General features: G+C 64.2%; 12 protein-coding genes and 1 tRNA gene. 6 read left to right on the forward strand and 7 right to left on the reverse strand.

Annotation, left to right across the window (positions count from 1 at the left end; translation table 11 throughout):
* Positions 1-244 precede the first annotated feature (244 nt).
* Genes thrC through OXH56_16520 form a run of 3 tightly spaced genes read left to right on the forward strand, consistent with a single transcriptional unit; the run spans position 245 to position 3,605 of the window.
* The gene (thrC, locus tag OXH56_16510) at positions 245-1,570 is read left to right on the forward strand and encodes a threonine synthase (protein ID MCY3556915.1); all 1,326 of its coding nucleotides are present in this window, start codon (positions 245-247) and stop codon (positions 1,568-1,570) included.
* Entirely contained in the window at positions 1,567-3,087 is a 1,521-nt protein-coding gene (gene dacB, locus OXH56_16515; protein MCY3556916.1) for a D-alanyl-D-alanine carboxypeptidase/D-alanyl-D-alanine-endopeptidase, read from the forward strand. Before thrC ends, dacB begins: the two co-directional genes overlap by 4 nt.
* Before the next feature lie 47 nt (positions 3,088-3,134).
* Positions 3,135-3,605: a hypothetical protein gene (locus tag OXH56_16520; protein MCY3556917.1), complete on the forward strand. Its 471-nt coding sequence runs from the start codon at positions 3,135-3,137 to the stop codon at positions 3,603-3,605.
* 119 nt (positions 3,606-3,724) lie between these two features.
* Here the strand turns inward: OXH56_16520 and rsgA are convergent, their stop codons facing one another.
* Both rsgA and holA read right to left on the reverse strand, forming a co-directional pair.
* A complete protein-coding gene (gene rsgA / locus OXH56_16525; GenBank protein ID MCY3556918.1) occupies positions 3,725-4,714 on the reverse strand; it encodes a ribosome small subunit-dependent GTPase A in 990 nt (329 codons plus the stop codon).
* 31 nt (positions 4,715-4,745) lie between these two features.
* Entirely contained in the window at positions 4,746-5,756 is a 1,011-nt protein-coding gene (gene holA, locus OXH56_16530; GenBank protein ID MCY3556919.1) for a DNA polymerase III subunit delta, read from the reverse strand.
* A gap of 186 nt (positions 5,757-5,942) precedes the next feature.
* On the opposite strand from holA, the gene OXH56_16535 reads away from it, so the two are divergent.
* From OXH56_16535 to tsaE, 3 genes are all read left to right on the forward strand, one after another.
* Positions 5,943-6,761, forward strand: a complete 819-nt coding sequence (locus OXH56_16535) for a TIGR02757 family protein (GenBank protein MCY3556920.1) — start codon at positions 5,943-5,945, stop codon at positions 6,759-6,761.
* A gap of 149 nt (positions 6,762-6,910) precedes the next feature.
* Positions 6,911-8,179, forward strand: coding sequence for a serine--tRNA ligase (serS, locus tag OXH56_16540; GenBank protein ID MCY3556921.1), 1,269 nt, complete (start codon positions 6,911-6,913; stop codon positions 8,177-8,179).
* A complete protein-coding gene (gene tsaE / locus OXH56_16545; GenBank protein MCY3556922.1) occupies positions 8,176-8,712 on the forward strand; it encodes a tRNA (adenosine(37)-N6)-threonylcarbamoyltransferase complex ATPase subunit type 1 TsaE in 537 nt (178 codons plus the stop codon). Before serS ends, tsaE begins: the two co-directional genes overlap by 4 nt.
* 3 nt (positions 8,713-8,715) lie before the next feature.
* Here tsaE and lon read toward each other — a convergent pair whose 3' ends face one another.
* The 5 genes from lon to OXH56_16570 all read right to left on the reverse strand — a co-directional run bounded on the left by lon (position 8,716) and on the right by OXH56_16570 (position 14,702).
* On the reverse strand, positions 8,716-11,133 hold the full coding sequence (gene lon, locus OXH56_16550; GenBank protein ID MCY3556923.1) for an endopeptidase La: 2,418 nt from the start codon (positions 11,131-11,133) through the stop codon (positions 8,716-8,718).
* 33 nt (positions 11,134-11,166) lie between these two features.
* Positions 11,167-12,492: an ATP-dependent Clp protease ATP-binding subunit ClpX gene (gene clpX / locus OXH56_16555; GenBank protein MCY3556924.1), complete on the reverse strand. Its 1,326-nt coding sequence runs from the start codon at positions 12,490-12,492 to the stop codon at positions 11,167-11,169.
* 9 nt (positions 12,493-12,501) lie between these two features.
* Positions 12,502-13,125, reverse strand: a complete 624-nt coding sequence (locus OXH56_16560) for an ATP-dependent Clp protease proteolytic subunit (GenBank protein MCY3556925.1) — start codon at positions 13,123-13,125, stop codon at positions 12,502-12,504.
* A 12-nt stretch (positions 13,126-13,137) separates the two neighbouring features.
* Positions 13,138-14,385, reverse strand: a complete 1,248-nt coding sequence (tig, locus tag OXH56_16565; GenBank protein ID MCY3556926.1) for a trigger factor — start codon at positions 14,383-14,385, stop codon at positions 13,138-13,140.
* 235 nt (positions 14,386-14,620) lie between these two features.
* Positions 14,621-14,702 (reverse strand) — tRNA-Leu (locus OXH56_16570).
* Between the last annotated feature and the right edge of the window lie 15 nt (positions 14,703-14,717).

Here is a 14,717-nt window from a genome sequence, read left to right on the forward strand (position 1 = left end):
TTGCACAACACGGTCCGAATCCATTACGCTATCGTACTCATTGCAACCCCGCGACCGCCGTCATATCTTTCTTGACATTATGTACGGACGCGCATAAGGTGTTGCGCTGGTAATGGTTCGGCTATGTTTGGTTATTCGCTTGCAACGAGTAGTAAGTATATATCCGGTCCCATTCATAGTCAACATTATTATTTCATTTTGTTCAAAAAAACAGGCGATGGCGGGCTCAAAAAGCAGGTCCCCCATGGAATACAGGGCCAGGTTTCACTGCATCGAAGGCTGCGGCGAGACCTATCCGTTGAACGAAATCATCTACCGGTGCCGGGTCTGTGGGGGCCTCCTCGACGTCGTGCATGACATGGACAGCCTGAAGGCCCGGGGCGCCGCGGCGTGGATGAGGCTCTTCGACGAACGGTACCGGCGGACGGAGTATCCATACGGGAGTTCGGTCTGGGGCAAGAAGGAATGGGTCTGTCCCGCGGTGGACGACCAGCACGTCGTCTCCATTTACGAGGGCGGCAGCAACCTTTTCTGGGCTGAGCGGCTCGGCGAGGAACTCGGCCTGGGCGACCTCTGGGTGAAGCAGTGCGGCAACAACCACACCGGTTCGTTCAAGGACCTGGGCATGACCGTGCTGGTCTCCATGGTCAACCAGATGATCGAGGAAGGCCAGGGCATCCGGGGGATCGCGTGCGCGTCGACGGGAGACACCTCGGCTTCGCTGGCGGCCTATTGCGCCTCCGCGGGCATCCCGGCCATCGTGTTCCTGCCCCGGGACAAGGTCTCCGTGACCCAGCTTATTCAGCCCATCTCCCACGGCGCGCTGACCCTGTCGCTGGATACGGATTTCGACGGATGCATGGAGATCGTCCAGCGGGTGGCCGAAAGTGAAGGCATCTACCTCGCAAACTCCATGAACTCCCTCCGCCTGGAAGGCCAGAAGACGATCGGGATCGAGATCTGCCAGCAGTTCGACTGGGAGGTGCCCGACCTGATCATCATACCCGGCGGCAACCTGGGCAACGTCTCCGCGCTGGGCAAGGGGTTCCTGATGATGGAAGAACTCGGGTTGATCGACAAGCGGCCGCGCATCGTCTGCGCGCAGGCCGCACGGGCCAATCCGCTCTACCAGAGCTACCTCAAGGGATTCGATGAATACGAACCCATCCACGCCGAGTCGACGGTGGCCAGCGCCATCCAGATCGGCAACCCCGTCAGTTACAAGCGCGCCGTCCGCGTGCTGAAGGCCTTCGACGGCAAGGTCGAACAGGCCACCGAGGACGAGATCGCGAATGCCTCCGCCCGCGGCGACCTGACCGGGCTCTACAACTGTCCGCACACGGGCGTCGCGCTGGCCGCGCTCTTCAAGATGGTCGAACGGGGCGAGATCCGGTCCACGGACCGCGTCATCATCATCTCCACGGCGAACGGACTGAAGTTCACCGATTTCAAGGTCGGATACCATGAGGACTGCCTGGACGGCGTCGACGTGAGACATGGACAATCCCCCCTGGAACTGCCTGCCCGGTACGACGACGTGGTCCGGGCGATCGACCGGGTGCTGTCATGAGAACGAAACCGATATTCGGCGCGGCCGCCTTTTCAGTCACTGCCGCCGGCATCCTGCTGCCGGTCCTGGCCCTGCTTGTGCTCGCCTGCGGCGGTCCCCTGCAGTTCCGCGGGGGGCCTTCCGGGCCGGAACGCCGCCTGGCGGAGGACATAAGCCGGATCCTGGACCATCCGGACCTGGCGCCCATGACCGTTGGCGTGAAGGTCGTTTCGCCGGTCACGGGCCGGGTACTCTTCGCGCGGCATTCCGACGGACTGTTCCACCCCGCGTCCAATACCAAGCTCTTCACCGCCCTGGGCGTCCTGCGGACCCTGGGCCCCGACTACCGCTACCAGACGAGCGTCCTCGCGGACGGAGACGCCGCTGCCGGAAGCGACACGCTGAACACGTCGCTGTACCTGCTCGGCCGCGGGGACCCCATGCTGGAATCGGCGCACCTGGACAGCCTCGCCGGCCTTATCGCCGGGTCGTACGGCGCGCGGGTCATCGTGGGCGACATCGTCGTCGACGACGCCTACCTGGACCGGGTGCCCTACGGTGAAGGGTGGATGTGGGACGACGTGCAGTACAGTTACTCCGCCTCACTGAACGCGCTTTCGGTAAACGGAAACAGCGTGAAGATCGGCATTTCGCCCGGGGCCGCCGTCGGCGCGCCCGTAACGGTCCGGGTCGATCCGCCGACGACATCCGTTAATTTTGTAGTGGAAGCCCTGACGGCGGCAGCGGGGGATACCGTGTCCGCCGAACCGCTCAGGATCGAGCGCGACTGGCCGTCGCGGTCCAACCGGATCACCATAACCGGCCGGGTCGCCAAGGACGCGGAAGAGCGGGAGTACTTCCGGTCTGTCGAAGCGCCCGATCTGTATGCGGGAAAACTGTTCCGGGACAGGCTGCAGGCCCGCGGCGTCCGCGTGACGGGACCGGTCCGAAAAGGCGTCACGCCGACCCGCGCCCGGACGGTGGCGACCTACCGTTCACCGCCGGTGACCGGGGCCCTGGCCCGTCTGCTCAAGTACAGCCACAACCTGACGGCGGAACTGCTTATAAAGACCATGGGACGCCACACGACGGGCGAACCGGGCTCTTCCGCCGACGGGCTGGCCGCCCTCCGGCAGGTCCTGGCGGACTACATCGGCCTGGATCCCGAGGCCTACCGATTCGCGGACGGATCCGGGCTCTCGTGGTACAACTACGTATCGCCCGACCAGGTCGCGGCGTTGCTTACGGCGGCGTACCACGATCCCGAAATCGGCGACGAATTCAGGGAGGCACTGCCCGTCGCCGGAGTGGACGGAACCCTGGCGAACCGGATGAAGGACACGGAGGCCATGGGCAATCTCAGGGCGAAGACCGGCACGCTGACCGGTGTGAGCTGCCTGAGTGGTTACGTCCATACCCGAGACGGCGAGCCCCTGGTCTTCTCGATCCTGGTGAACAACTTCGTCGGTCCGGCGTCTACGGCGCGCAGTGCACAGGATGCGATCGGCGTCCTGCTCGCGGAATTCAGCCGCAAGTGACCTCAAGTGAAACGGCGCATGTAACGCTAACCGGGAAGGGACCTGCTATGGCGAAGTCCAGGGATCCTCACATAGAAGGCAAGGTCAACCGGGCGCACTACTCGAGCAAGACGGAACTGTCGGCGCGCCTTTTCGCCGTGCTGGACCTGACCGAGGAGGACCGGGGACTGAACCTGATCCTCCAGCTTTCCCGGGCGGTGCGGCGGGGCGATGTCCTGGAACTCATCTGCACCGACGAAGAAGGCGTCGGACCGGGTTCGAACGTGGACCGGACCGCCTACATCGGATTCGCGGAAGTTTCGGAAGCGGGACTGCTGCTCTGCGGGGACACGGTCTCTGTCCGGGAGGAAGAGATCGGGACGATAACAGGTTTCGACGAGACGCACCTGCCCAACCACCTGAACGTCGTCATCCGATCGAATCGTCTCGCCACGGGCCGGGAGATGGAACTGACCCTGGACGAACTGGTCACCTTCTCCGGGATATGCGCCGACCCGGACCGGGGCATCGGGTTCTGATTACCACCTTGCCGTCCACCGTCCGGTCAGCCGACCTGCCGGCACAACGGACCGCCGCCGTCCGGCACGACGCCCCGCCGCTGTCCGGCACAACGGACCGCCGCCGTCCGGCACGACGCCTATCGCCCGTCAGGTCGCCCCCCGTCCAGTTCTTTACGCAACGCGACGTAGCTGTCGTATCGCTCACGTGACACGTCGCCCGTTGCCACGGCAGCCCGCAGTGTACAGTCCGGTTCGTGGACGTGCGTGCAGTCGTGGAACCTGCAACCCGCCAGGTGGCCGCGCATTTCGGGGAACAACTCCGGTAGCTCGCGCGGCGATACGTCCCACAGGCTGAATTCCCGGATCCCCGGAGAGTCGATCACCAGGCCCCCCGCATCGAGCCGGTGCGCGGCGAGATAGGTGGTGGTGTGCCGGCCGCGGCCCGTCGTCCGGTTCACCTCGCGGACCCGCAGTCCAAGGCCGGGTTGCATGGCGTTCAGCAGGGAAGTCTTCCCCGCGCCGGACGGGCCCGCGATCGCGGAAACCCGGTTCCGAAGCGTGGCTTTCAGCAGGTCGACTCCTTCCCCCGTCACGGCGCTGGCCGGGATGACGCGGAAGCCGCACCGTTCGTAGATCGCCGCGATGTCCGGGTCCCCGTCCTTCGACAGATCGATCTTGTTCAGGCAGATGACCGGGGCGAGGTTGCCGGCCTCCGCGGCCACGAGCAGGCGGTCCAGCAGCTGCAGGTTCGGGCGCGGGTCCCGCACCGAGAAGACGGCGACGAGATGGTCGGCGTTGGCGATCATGATCTGTTCCATGCGCCGCTTGCCGGGGGCGAGACGGGAGAGTTTGGAGCGGCGCGGGAGCACTTCCTCTATGGCGCCGGTCTCGCCCTGGTCCTCCACGACGCGCACGCGATCGCCGATGGCCACGGGATTCACGGCGTCGATACGGCCGACCTGCTCGACGGAGTGATGCTGGTCGTCCCGTTCCGGATAGATCAGCGCCTTCTTCATCCTGCTGCGCAACGCGCAGGCGAAGATCCCGTGCCGGGTCTCCACGTCGAACACGCCCCGGTGTTCCCTGATTACGATGCCTTCGGTCGGTTTCACAATAGCGGCGCCCATGGCGCCTGGCCGGCCCTCCGTGACATTGCGGCTATGCCGCGTGTCCGGTGCACAAGGAATACAACAGCCGCCGCATGACGAGTTCGGGCGGCAACGCGCTGGACTTCAGGGCCGTATCGGCTTCGTAGAGCGCCTCGAACCCGCTGAGCAGGTCCCGTCCCGCCAGCAGCCTGGACTGCGCGGCATAACGGTTGTAGAACCGGTTGAACCCCCATCCCAGCTGCAGCCTCTTCTTGATGTCGTCGTCCGTCCGGCGTTCCCTTTTCAGGAACCTGATCTTCCAGAGGATCACCAGGTGGCGGACGAAGAGCGCCACGATGGCCTGAGGCGCGTCGCCGCCGTCTATCGCACGCTCGTAGGCCACCAGCGCCCGGGCCAGGTCCTTCTCGCCGACGGCCTCGGCGATGTCGAAAACCGTCCCCGCGCGAACGGGACCGAGCGTACTCTCCACGTCGCCGGCCGCTATCGTATCCCGGCCACCGACGAACACGGCCAGTTTCTCCACCTCTCCGGCCAGTTCCCCCAGGTCGGTCCCCACGACCGCCTGCAATTGATGCGCGGCTTCCGGGGTCAGCCGCTTTCCGTAACGTTTCGCCTGCTGCTGAAGCCAGGAAGGAACCCGTTCCGGGAACAGGGGGTAGAACACCACCGAGACCGCCGACGCCGCCAGCCGTTCGTACAGCCTGGTCTTCAGGTTCACCCGGGGCGCTTCGAGCACCAGGACCGTACTCGGCACGGGCCGCTCCGCGTAGTCCGCCACGGCTTCCCTGTCCTTCTGCGGCAACTTGTTGAAATCCCGGACGACGACCACCCGGCGGTCGGTCATCATGGGCACGAGGGACGCGGCGGTCAATATCGCCGCAGCGTCGCTTTCGTCGCCGCGAAGCACGTCCATGCAGAACGCCTCCGTCCCCGGCTCGACGACCCGGGCGACCAGCGTATCCACGGCTTCTTCCTTCCGGTACGCCTCGTCGCCGGAGAAGAAGTACACCGCTTCGATCCGGCCTCGGTCAATTTGCTGAATCAACTGCTCGGGGTTCATGCGAGCGCCTAGCCGACGGACCGCGGCCGGCCTTTGCAGGCCCGGTGCGGAGCCGGCACGAATCGGGTTACGGGAATCGCGAAATACGAATATATTCAAGTCAATTATATTCAAGTCAAGCCGCATACGCCATCCCTTAACCGAACCCCGGGCTTAAATCCTGGCCCGCAACACGGACGTTTCGCCATGACGCGTATCGACTGGACCGCGATCGGGAACCGGCTGGAAGTCCTGTACCGTTCCTTCGATCCTTCCATGATCTCGCCCGACCCGCTCGAAGTGGTAAGACGCTTCGAACGTCCGGAAGACCAGGAGATCGCCGGTCTGGTGGCGGCTTCGCTGGCTTACGGCCGGGCGGAAACGATCATGGACGCGGCCGGCGAGGCGTTGGGAAGGATGGGAGACGCGCCCTGGGACTTCGTCATGGGTTACGATCCCGGGCGGGACGGCGGACGATTCGACGGATTCGTATACCGGTGGACGCGGGGACGGGACCTTTCTTCCCTTGTCGCGGTCGTGGGGAAGGCCCTTCGGCGGCACGGTTCCCTCGGCGCGCTGTTCGCCGCGGGCCATTGCCCATCGGATAACCACACGGGTCCCGCGCTTGCTCATTTCACCGATACGCTGCTCGGATACACGCGGGAGATCCATCCCGGGGAGCGGCGCGAGCGGCACGGGACGAAAACGGGGATCCGCTACCTGTTGCCCTCCCCGGTTTCGGGCAGCGCCTGCAAGCGGATGAACCTTTACGTCCGGTGGATGGTCCGGCGGGAAGCTCCGGACCTGGGCCTCTGGCCGCGTATTCTGCCCGCCCGCCTGGTGATGCCGATCGACACCCACGTGGCGCGGATTTCCAGGCGGCTGGGCCTGACGTCCCGGAAGCAGGCTGACTGGAAGATGGCCGAGGAGGTCACGCGGGCGCTGAGGAGATTCGACCCGGAAGATCCGGTCAAATACGACTTCGCCCTTTGCCACTGGGGCATGCTGGAGTACAGGAAGCGATAAACTGCCCGGCCGGCGCGTCCACGTGCGCATCCACGTGCGCGTCCACGTGCGCGTCCGCCAACGCTTCGTTTCTGCTTGCCGGGCGCGAAGGCCTCTTCCTATTTTACCGTGGTTTATTGCGGCAGATCATCCACGGACACGGAGGGATCATGTTAGACCAGCGATTCGTCAGGAACAACCCCGACGTGGTAAAGCAGGCGGCGGCGAACAAGAACGAGCGGGTCGACGTCGACGGGTTCCTCGACCTGGATGCCCGGCGGCGGGAACTGCTGCAGACGAGCGAGTCGCTCAAGCAGCGGCGGAACACCGTGTCCGACGAAATCGCCTCGATGAAACGCGACGGCGAAGACGCTTCCGTACGGATCGAGGAGATGCGGGAGGTGTCCGTGCGCATCAAAGGGATCGACACCGATCTGGCCGGCCTCCAGGACAGCCTGCAGTCCGTGCTCGAGCGCCTGCCCAACATACCCCATCCCTCGGTGCCGGTCGGCGCCGACGAAAGCGCCAACGTGGAGGTGCGCCGCTGGGGGGCCACGCCCGATGTGGATTTCGAGCGCAAGGCCCACTGGGACCTGGGAGAAGCGCTCGACATCATCGACTTTCAAAGAGCGGGCAAGATATCGGGCAGCCACTTCGTCCTCTTCAAGGGCGAAGGCGCGCGGCTGCAGCGCGCGCTGATCCAGTTCATGCTCGACCTGCACATCCAGAAGCACGGGTACACGGAAGTCATCCCGCCCTACATCGTGAACCGCCAGAGCATGTTCGGCACGGGCCAGCTGCCGAAGATGGAAGAGGACATGTACCGGACCGACCTGGACGACCTGTTCCTCATCCCCACGGCGGAAGTTCCCGTCACCAACATGCACCGTGACGAGATCCTTTCCGAGGACGACCTGCCGATCTACTACACGGCCTACAGCCCCTGCTTCCGCCGCGAGGCCGGTTCCTACGGGCGGGAGACCCGCGGCCTGATCCGGGTGCACCAGTTCGACAAGGTGGAGATGGTCAAGTTCGTCCGTCCGGAGACCTCCTACGATGAACTTGAGACGCTGGTAAACGACGCGGAGGAAGTGCTGCAGCTGCTGAACATCCCGTACCGCGTGGTTTCACTGAGCACGGGCGACCTGAGTTTCGCGGCGGCCAAGTGCTATGACCTGGAAGCCTGGGCGCCCGGGGTAGACCGGTGGCTGGAGGTCTCTTCCTGCAGCAATTTCGAGGATTTCCAGGCGCGGAGAAGCGGGATCCGGTACCGGAACAAGGACGGGAAAAGCCAGTTCGTGCATACCCTGAACGGATCGGGCATGGGCATGGCGCGGACCCTGATCGCGGTGTTGGAGCACTACCAGACCGGGCGCGGCAGCATCCGCATCCCGGAAGTCCTGATCCCCTACATGGGTGGACTCAAGGAAATCGGGTGAACGCTTCGATACATGGGGACGCGCAGGACCGTCCCGTACGGCGCAGTTTCGACACGGACGGACCCGGGCAGACCGCGCGGGTCGGGAGACGGCTTGCGGCGTGGCTGGCGCCGGGGGACACGGTGCGGGTGTCCGGAGACCTGGGCGCGGGGAAGACCTGTTTCATCCAGGGGATCTGCGCGGGCCTCGGTGTCGCGGAACCGGTCACGAGTCCCACCTTCACCCTCGTGAACGAATACTACGGTCAGCCTGGTCAGCTTGGTCAGCTTGGTCAGCCTGGGCGGGTCCCCGTGGCCCACTTCGATCTCTACCGCCTGGACGACCCCGAGTCGGTACTGGACCTCGGCTTCGACGAATACCTGGACGCGTGCGTCTGCCTGGTCGAATGGGGAGACAAGTTTCCGGGGATCATGCCGTCCGACGCGGTAACGGTAAACATCGAAATCGGAGCGGGAACGCGGAGAACGCTGGAGATTGCAGGCAGTGGCGAACTGGTGGCTGATCTGGAGGCAGCGGCCCAGGCCGGCCGTTGACCGCTAGACCGGCTTAATGGACGGCTGGGCGACGGACTGGGCGGGGAGCAGGGCGGGCACACGGGATTCCACGACCGTCATGCCCATGGTCCGCTTGAGGACTTCGTCCATGGTCGATACCGGGATGATCTCGATCCCGTCCTTCACCTCCGGCGGCACGTCCACGAGGTCCTTCCGGTTGCGGAGCGGTATCGCCACTTCCTTGATGCCGGCCCGGAGCGCGGCGATCAGCTTCTCGTTCAGTCCGCCGATGGGCAGGACGTTTCCCCGGAGCGTGATCTCGCCCGTCATGGCGATGTCGCACCGGACCGGCACGCCGGTCAGCGCCGAACAGAGCGCCGTCGCGATCGTGATGCCGGCGGAAGGCCCGTCCTTGGGGATCGCGCCTTCGGGCATATGCACGTGGATCTCGACGTTCTTGTAGAAATCCGGTTCGAGTCCCAGCGAAGGCGCCCTGGACCGGGCGTAGGTGAGTGCCGCGTGGGCCGACTCCTGCATCACTTCCCCCAGCTGGCCGGTCAGCGTCAGTCTCCCGGCGCCGCGGCGGTTCAGGACACTGACCTCGATGGTGAGGATGTCGCCGCCCGACTGCGTCCACGCAAGTCCCGTGGCGATTCCCACCGAGTCCTGTTTCACTACTTCGGAGTCCAGGTAGCGCGGAACGCCGAGGTAACCTGAAAGCTGGTTGCGCGTAACCTGCATCCGCTTGCCGGACTTCCCTTCCACTACCTTGCGGGCCAGTTTGCGGCAGACCGCGGCGATGTGGCGTTCCAGTCCACGGACGCCGGCCTCGCGGGTATACTCCCGGATGATGGCCAGCAGGGCGTCCTTCCTGAAGGTGACACGTTCCTTCTTCAGTCCGTGGGACGTGATCTGCTTCGGCACGAGGAACTCTTTCGCGATGGCCAGTTTCTGCGTTTCGAGATAACCGGGCAGCTCGAGGATCTCCATGCGGTCGTTCAGTGCCGGGGGGATGGTTTCGGTGGTGTTGGCCGTCGTGAGGAACAGTACCCGGGACAGGTCGTAATCCACCTCCAGGTAGTGATCGTTGAAGGCATTGTTCTGTTCGGGATCCAGCACCTCGAGCAGGGCCGACGCGGGGTCGCCGCGCACGTCCCGGCCGAGTTTGTCCACCTCGTCGAGCAGGATGACCGGATTGACCGACTTGGCGCGACGCATCGCCTGGATGATGCGTCCGGGCATGGAACCGATGTAGGTCCGGCGGTGACCCCTGATCTCGGCCTCGTCGTGCACGCCGCCGAGGGACATGCGGACGAACTTGCGGCCCATGGCGCGCGCGACCGAACGGCCGAGGGACGTCTTGCCCACGCCGGGCGGGCCGACCAGGCACAGGATCGGTCCCTTAAGGTGCCGCGTCAACTGGATGACCGACAGGTACTCGAGGATATGTTCCTTGGGTTTTTCCAGCCCGTAGTGATCGGCGTCGAGCACGGACGCCACCCGGCCAATGTCCCGGCTGTCCCGCGTGCGTTTCCGCCACGGGACCTCGACGAGCCATTCCAGGTAGTTCCGGATCACCGTCGCTTCGGGTGAAGTCGGGTGCATCTGCTGGAGCTTCTCCAACTCGTTCATGGCCTTTTCGTGGGCCTCTTTGGGCATTTTCGCGTCCGCGATCTGCTGGGCCAGGCCGTCCGGGTTCTCCGGCAGGTCCTCCAGCTCGCCCAGTTCCTGCTTGATCACGCGCATCTGTTCCTGGAGAAAGAACTCCCGCTGCGACTTGGTGATGCGGTCCCGGACCTCCCCGTCGAGCTGGTTCTTGATCTCCAGGATCTCCAGCTCCGTGGCCAGGAGGGCCGCCAGTTCGTCGAGCTGCTCGATGATCGACGGCGCCTCGATGAGACGCTGCTTGACCTGGGGGCTCTGCTGGATGAAGGCCGACATCGTATCCACCAGGCGCTGGGCGTCGTCCATGTTCTGCAGGGACAGCAGGATCTCGTCGGGCGCCTGCTGGTTCAGCTTGATATACTCCGTGAACTGGTCCACGACGGTCCGCAGTCTCGCCTGCACCTCCGCTTCGGTGTCTCCGGCCTCCTCGACCAGGGTGATCTTCACCCGCATGTAGGGTTCCGTCGACAGGAACCGGACGATCCGGGCGCGGACGATCCCCTCGACGAGCACGCGGATCAGGCCATTGGGCAGCTTCACTACCTGCAGGATACGGGCCACGATGCCGGTCCGGTGCACGTCCCCCTTCGCGGGTTGCTCGATATCCGGGTTCCGCTGGGCGGTCAGGAAGAGCAGCCGGTCGTTGTTGACCCCGTGCTCCAGGGCCTTGATGGAGGCATCCCTGGCAATGATGAGGGGGTATTCCATGTAGGGGAACACGACCACTTCACGGAGGGGAATGAGCGGCAGCTTGTCGTCGAAGGTGATGGGTTCGTTGCGATTGAGGGTAATCATGGGAAACCGTTGATGCCGCCGCGGGGTGGGGAATCAGGCGCTTTGCTTGCTTTCCTTGCCTTGAACGTAGACGGGCGGCGATTTCTCAGTGACGGTCTCCCCGGTGACGATCACTTCGCTCAGGTCTTCCTGAGTAGGTGCGTTGAACATCACGTCCAGCATCACTTCCTCGAGGATGGACCGCAGCGACCGCGCGCCGGTCTTCTTGTCCATCGCCTCGTTCACCACCGCCTGGAGCGACTCGTCCGTAAAGGTCAGCTTGACGTCTTCCATTTCGAGCAGCCGCTGGTATTGCTTCACGAGGGCGTTCCTGGGCTTGAGGAGGATTTCCATGAGGGCATCGGCGTCCAGTTCGCCCAATGTGGCGATCACCGGCAGCCGGCCGATGATCTCCGGGATGAGACCGTACTGCAGAAGGTCGTCCGGTTCGACCCGGGCGAGGAGTTCGCTCGTATTGCGGCTCGCGGAGTGCTTCGAAACGCCGCCGAATCCGATGGTCCCTTCCGCGGTCCGCCGCTCGATGATCTGGTCGAGGTCGTCGAAAGCGCCGCCGCAGATGAAGAGGATGTTCCGCGTGTTGATCTGGACGAAGTTCTGCTCAGGGTGTTTCCGGCCGCCCTTCGGGGGCACGTTGGCGATGGTGCCTTCCAGCATTTTGAGCAGGGACTGCTGCACCCCTTCTCCCGACACGTCGCGGGTGATGGAGGGGTTGGCCGACTTGCGCGCCACCTTGTCCACCTCGTCGATATAGACGATGCCGCTTTCGGCTTTGGGCACGTCGTAATCGGCGGCCTGAAGCAGGCGTACCAGGACGCTCTCCACGTCTTCGCCCACGTATCCGGCTTCCGTGAGCACCGTGGCGTCCGCGATGCAGAACGGAACGTGGAGCATCTTCGCCAGGGTCTGGGCCAGGAGCGTCTTGCCGGTGCCCGTGGGACCGATCAGCAAGATGTTGCTCTTCTCGAGCTCCACGTCGTCCTGACCGGCCTGGGTGGCGCCGCCGGCCTGGCCAGCGCCGCCGGCCTGGGTGGCGCCGCCGGCCTGGGCAGCGCCGTGCTGGGCAGCGCCGTGCTGTATCCGCTTGTAGTGGTTGTACACGGCCACGGAAAGCACCTTCTTGGCCTGTTCCTGGCCGATGACGTATTCGTCGAGCGCCTCCTTGATCTCCGTGGGCAACGGGAGATGTTCTACCGTCGACAGGGTGCTGCGACTCATCTCCTCCTCGAGGATCCCGTTGCACATCAGGATGCACTCGTTGCAGATGTACACGTTCGGGCCCGTGATGAGGCGTTCCACCTCGTCGGCGTTCCGGTTGCAGAAGGAGCAGCGCAGGTCCCGCGGTGTCGATCGCTTCTTCATGATCCGATCCTAGGCGGTTTTGCCGTTCAGCGACTCGGCGATGGCCCTGGAAGCGGCGGTTTCGACCACGTGGTCCACCAGCCCGTATTCCACGGCCTGTTCCGGCGACATCCAGAAGTCCCGGTCCGTATCCGTTTCGATCTTGTCCACCGACTGTCCCGTATGGTGAGCCATGATCTCGTTCATGGTACGCTTCATGCGCAGCATTTCCTCGGCCTGGATCTCGATGTCCTTGGCCGTGCCGGCCATGTGGGGGATGGAAGGCTGATGGATCAGAATGCGCGAATAGGGCAGGGCGTAACGTTTGCCGGTCCCGCCCGCCGTGAGGAGGAAGGCCCCCATGCTGGCGGCCATGCCCAGGCAGTAGGTCTCCACGTCGGGCTGGATGAACTGCATGGTGTCGTAGATGGCGAGCCCCGCGGTGATGCTGCCGCCGGGACTGTTGATGTACAGCTTGATGTCCTTTTCGGCGTCTTCGTACTGGAGATAGAGGAGCTGGGCGATCACCAGGTTCGCGATGGTGTCGTCGATCGGCATGCCGATGAAGACGATGCGGTTCTTCAGCAGCAGCGAGTAGATGTCGTAGGCCCGTTCCCCGCGGCCCGTCTGTTCAATCACCATCGGCACTAACATGATGCGCTCCTTCTACTCCGTTTGTATGTCGGCGTGCTCCACGAGGAATTCAACGACTTTCTCTTCCCTGATGTCCGCTTCGATGCGGTCCAGCCTTCCGTTCTCCCGGAAAAGCCGGCGAACCTGGTCGACCGAGGCCTGCCCCCTTGCCGCGACCGCCTCCAGCCACTCGTCCAGCTCCTCCTGTTCCACTTCAAGCTCTTCCTGCTCCGCGATGGCGTCCAGGATGAGGTGGCGCATGATCTGGCTGTTCGCCACCGGCCGGTACTCCTGGCGAAGGGCGTTCTCGTCGACTTGATCCTGGTCCCGCGTCGACCGGCGCGCGTCGGCGACGACCTGGTCGAGAAAGGTCGTCATCATGGATTCGGGCACTTCGAAGTCGTGGGCGTCCACGATCTGCGTGACCAGGTCCCTGCGCAGCTCCAGGTCCGGTTCCCGCTCGATTTCCTCGCGGACAGACTGCTTCAGGGCGTCCAGGCTCTCCATCCCGATGTCCACGGCGAAATCGTCGTCCGCTTCCGGCAACTGCCTTTCCAGTACTTCGTGGACGTGCACGATGAAACAGGCCTCCTTGCCCGCCAGGTCCTCATCGGGGTAATCGGACGGCAGCGTGGTCTTCACGGTCCGGTCCTCGTCGGCCCGGACGCCGGTCAGCTGGGTGTCGAACCCCTCGCCCAGCCGTCCCGAACCGACCTGGAAGAACTGGTTCTCCTCCTTGCGTCCGATGATCGGCACCCCGCCGGCATCGGCGTGCTGAATATCGGCACGGATGAAGTGATCCTTCTCCGCTTCCCCGTCGATCCGTACCACGCTGGCGTAGCGTTCCCGCAACCGCTCGAGCCGTTCGTCCACGTCCTCGTCCGTCGCGTTCACGGTCCGCCGGGTCACCCGCAGGTCCCGGTACTGTTTCAGTTCGATGGCGGGCTTGATCTCCACGCTGGCCCGAAGTTTCAGGTCCTGCCCCTCGTCGAATTCAATCTCTTCGATCACGGGCTGGCTGATGGGCTTGATCTCCGCACTTTCGTGGGCGCTGTTCAGATACTCCGGTATCTTCTTTTCCAGCACTTCCGCGCGGATTTCATTGCCGAGCCGCGCCTTGAGCACGCTCATGGGCACCTTGCCCCGGCGGAACCCGGGAAGGCGCACCTCTCTACTGTAACGCGCGTAGGCCTCGTTCAGTTCGGATTGAATCGCGTCGGAGGGCACTTCGATCTCCAGGACGCGTTTCCAGGGTTTGGGTTCGGAAACCGTGTAGTTCAAGCCAATCGCTCCCTTCGCCTCGCTCCCTGCGCCTCGCTTGCTTGCCTGCATGACCGGGCTGAACCGATCGGACCAGGATGGACCTGGCGGACCGGCCGGCGCCGCGTAGACCGGCCGCGGTCCCGAAGCGTCGCGGCCGCCGTTCGTAAAGCCGTCGTAATTAACCGTGGAGGGGTTGGTGTGTCAACGGAAAAGCGCCCGGGATCCGGGGCCTTTGACAAAACACGGTGCAAGATGCGAGGGGGGGGAGTCGAACCCCCATGGGTTGCCCCACTGGATCCTAAATCCAGCACGTATACCAGTTCCGCCACCCTCGCGAAGCCCGCGTACTT

The organism is Gemmatimonadota bacterium (genome assembly GCA_026702745.1).
In the GTDB taxonomy this organism is placed as follows: Bacteria; JAAXHH01; JAAXHH01; order JAAXHH01; family JAAXHH01; genus JAAXHH01.

Excerpts from the sequence above, each read along its gene's own strand:
- thrC (MCY3556915.1), top strand. The coding sequence starts at position 245 with ATGGAATACAGGGCCAGGTTTCACTGCATCGAAGGCTGCGGCGAGACC.
- dacB (MCY3556916.1), top strand. The coding sequence starts at position 1,567 with ATGAGAACGAAACCGATATTCGGCGCGGCCGCCTTTTCAGTCACTGCC.
- OXH56_16520 (MCY3556917.1), top strand. The coding sequence starts at position 3,135 with ATGGCGAAGTCCAGGGATCCTCACATAGAAGGCAAGGTCAACCGGGCG.
- rsgA (MCY3556918.1), bottom strand. The coding sequence starts at position 4,714 with ATGGGCGCCGCTATTGTGAAACCGACCGAAGGCATCGTAATCAGGGAA.
- holA (MCY3556919.1), bottom strand. The coding sequence starts at position 5,756 with ATGAACCCCGAGCAGTTGATTCAGCAAATTGACCGAGGCCGGATCGAA.
- OXH56_16535 (MCY3556920.1), top strand. The coding sequence starts at position 5,943 with ATGACGCGTATCGACTGGACCGCGATCGGGAACCGGCTGGAAGTCCTG.
- serS (MCY3556921.1), top strand. The coding sequence starts at position 6,911 with ATGTTAGACCAGCGATTCGTCAGGAACAACCCCGACGTGGTAAAGCAG.
- lon (MCY3556923.1), bottom strand. The coding sequence starts at position 11,133 with ATGATTACCCTCAATCGCAACGAACCCATCACCTTCGACGACAAGCTG.
- clpX (MCY3556924.1), bottom strand. The coding sequence starts at position 12,492 with ATGAAGAAGCGATCGACACCGCGGGACCTGCGCTGCTCCTTCTGCAAC.
- OXH56_16560 (MCY3556925.1), bottom strand. The coding sequence starts at position 13,125 with ATGTTAGTGCCGATGGTGATTGAACAGACGGGCCGCGGGGAACGGGCC.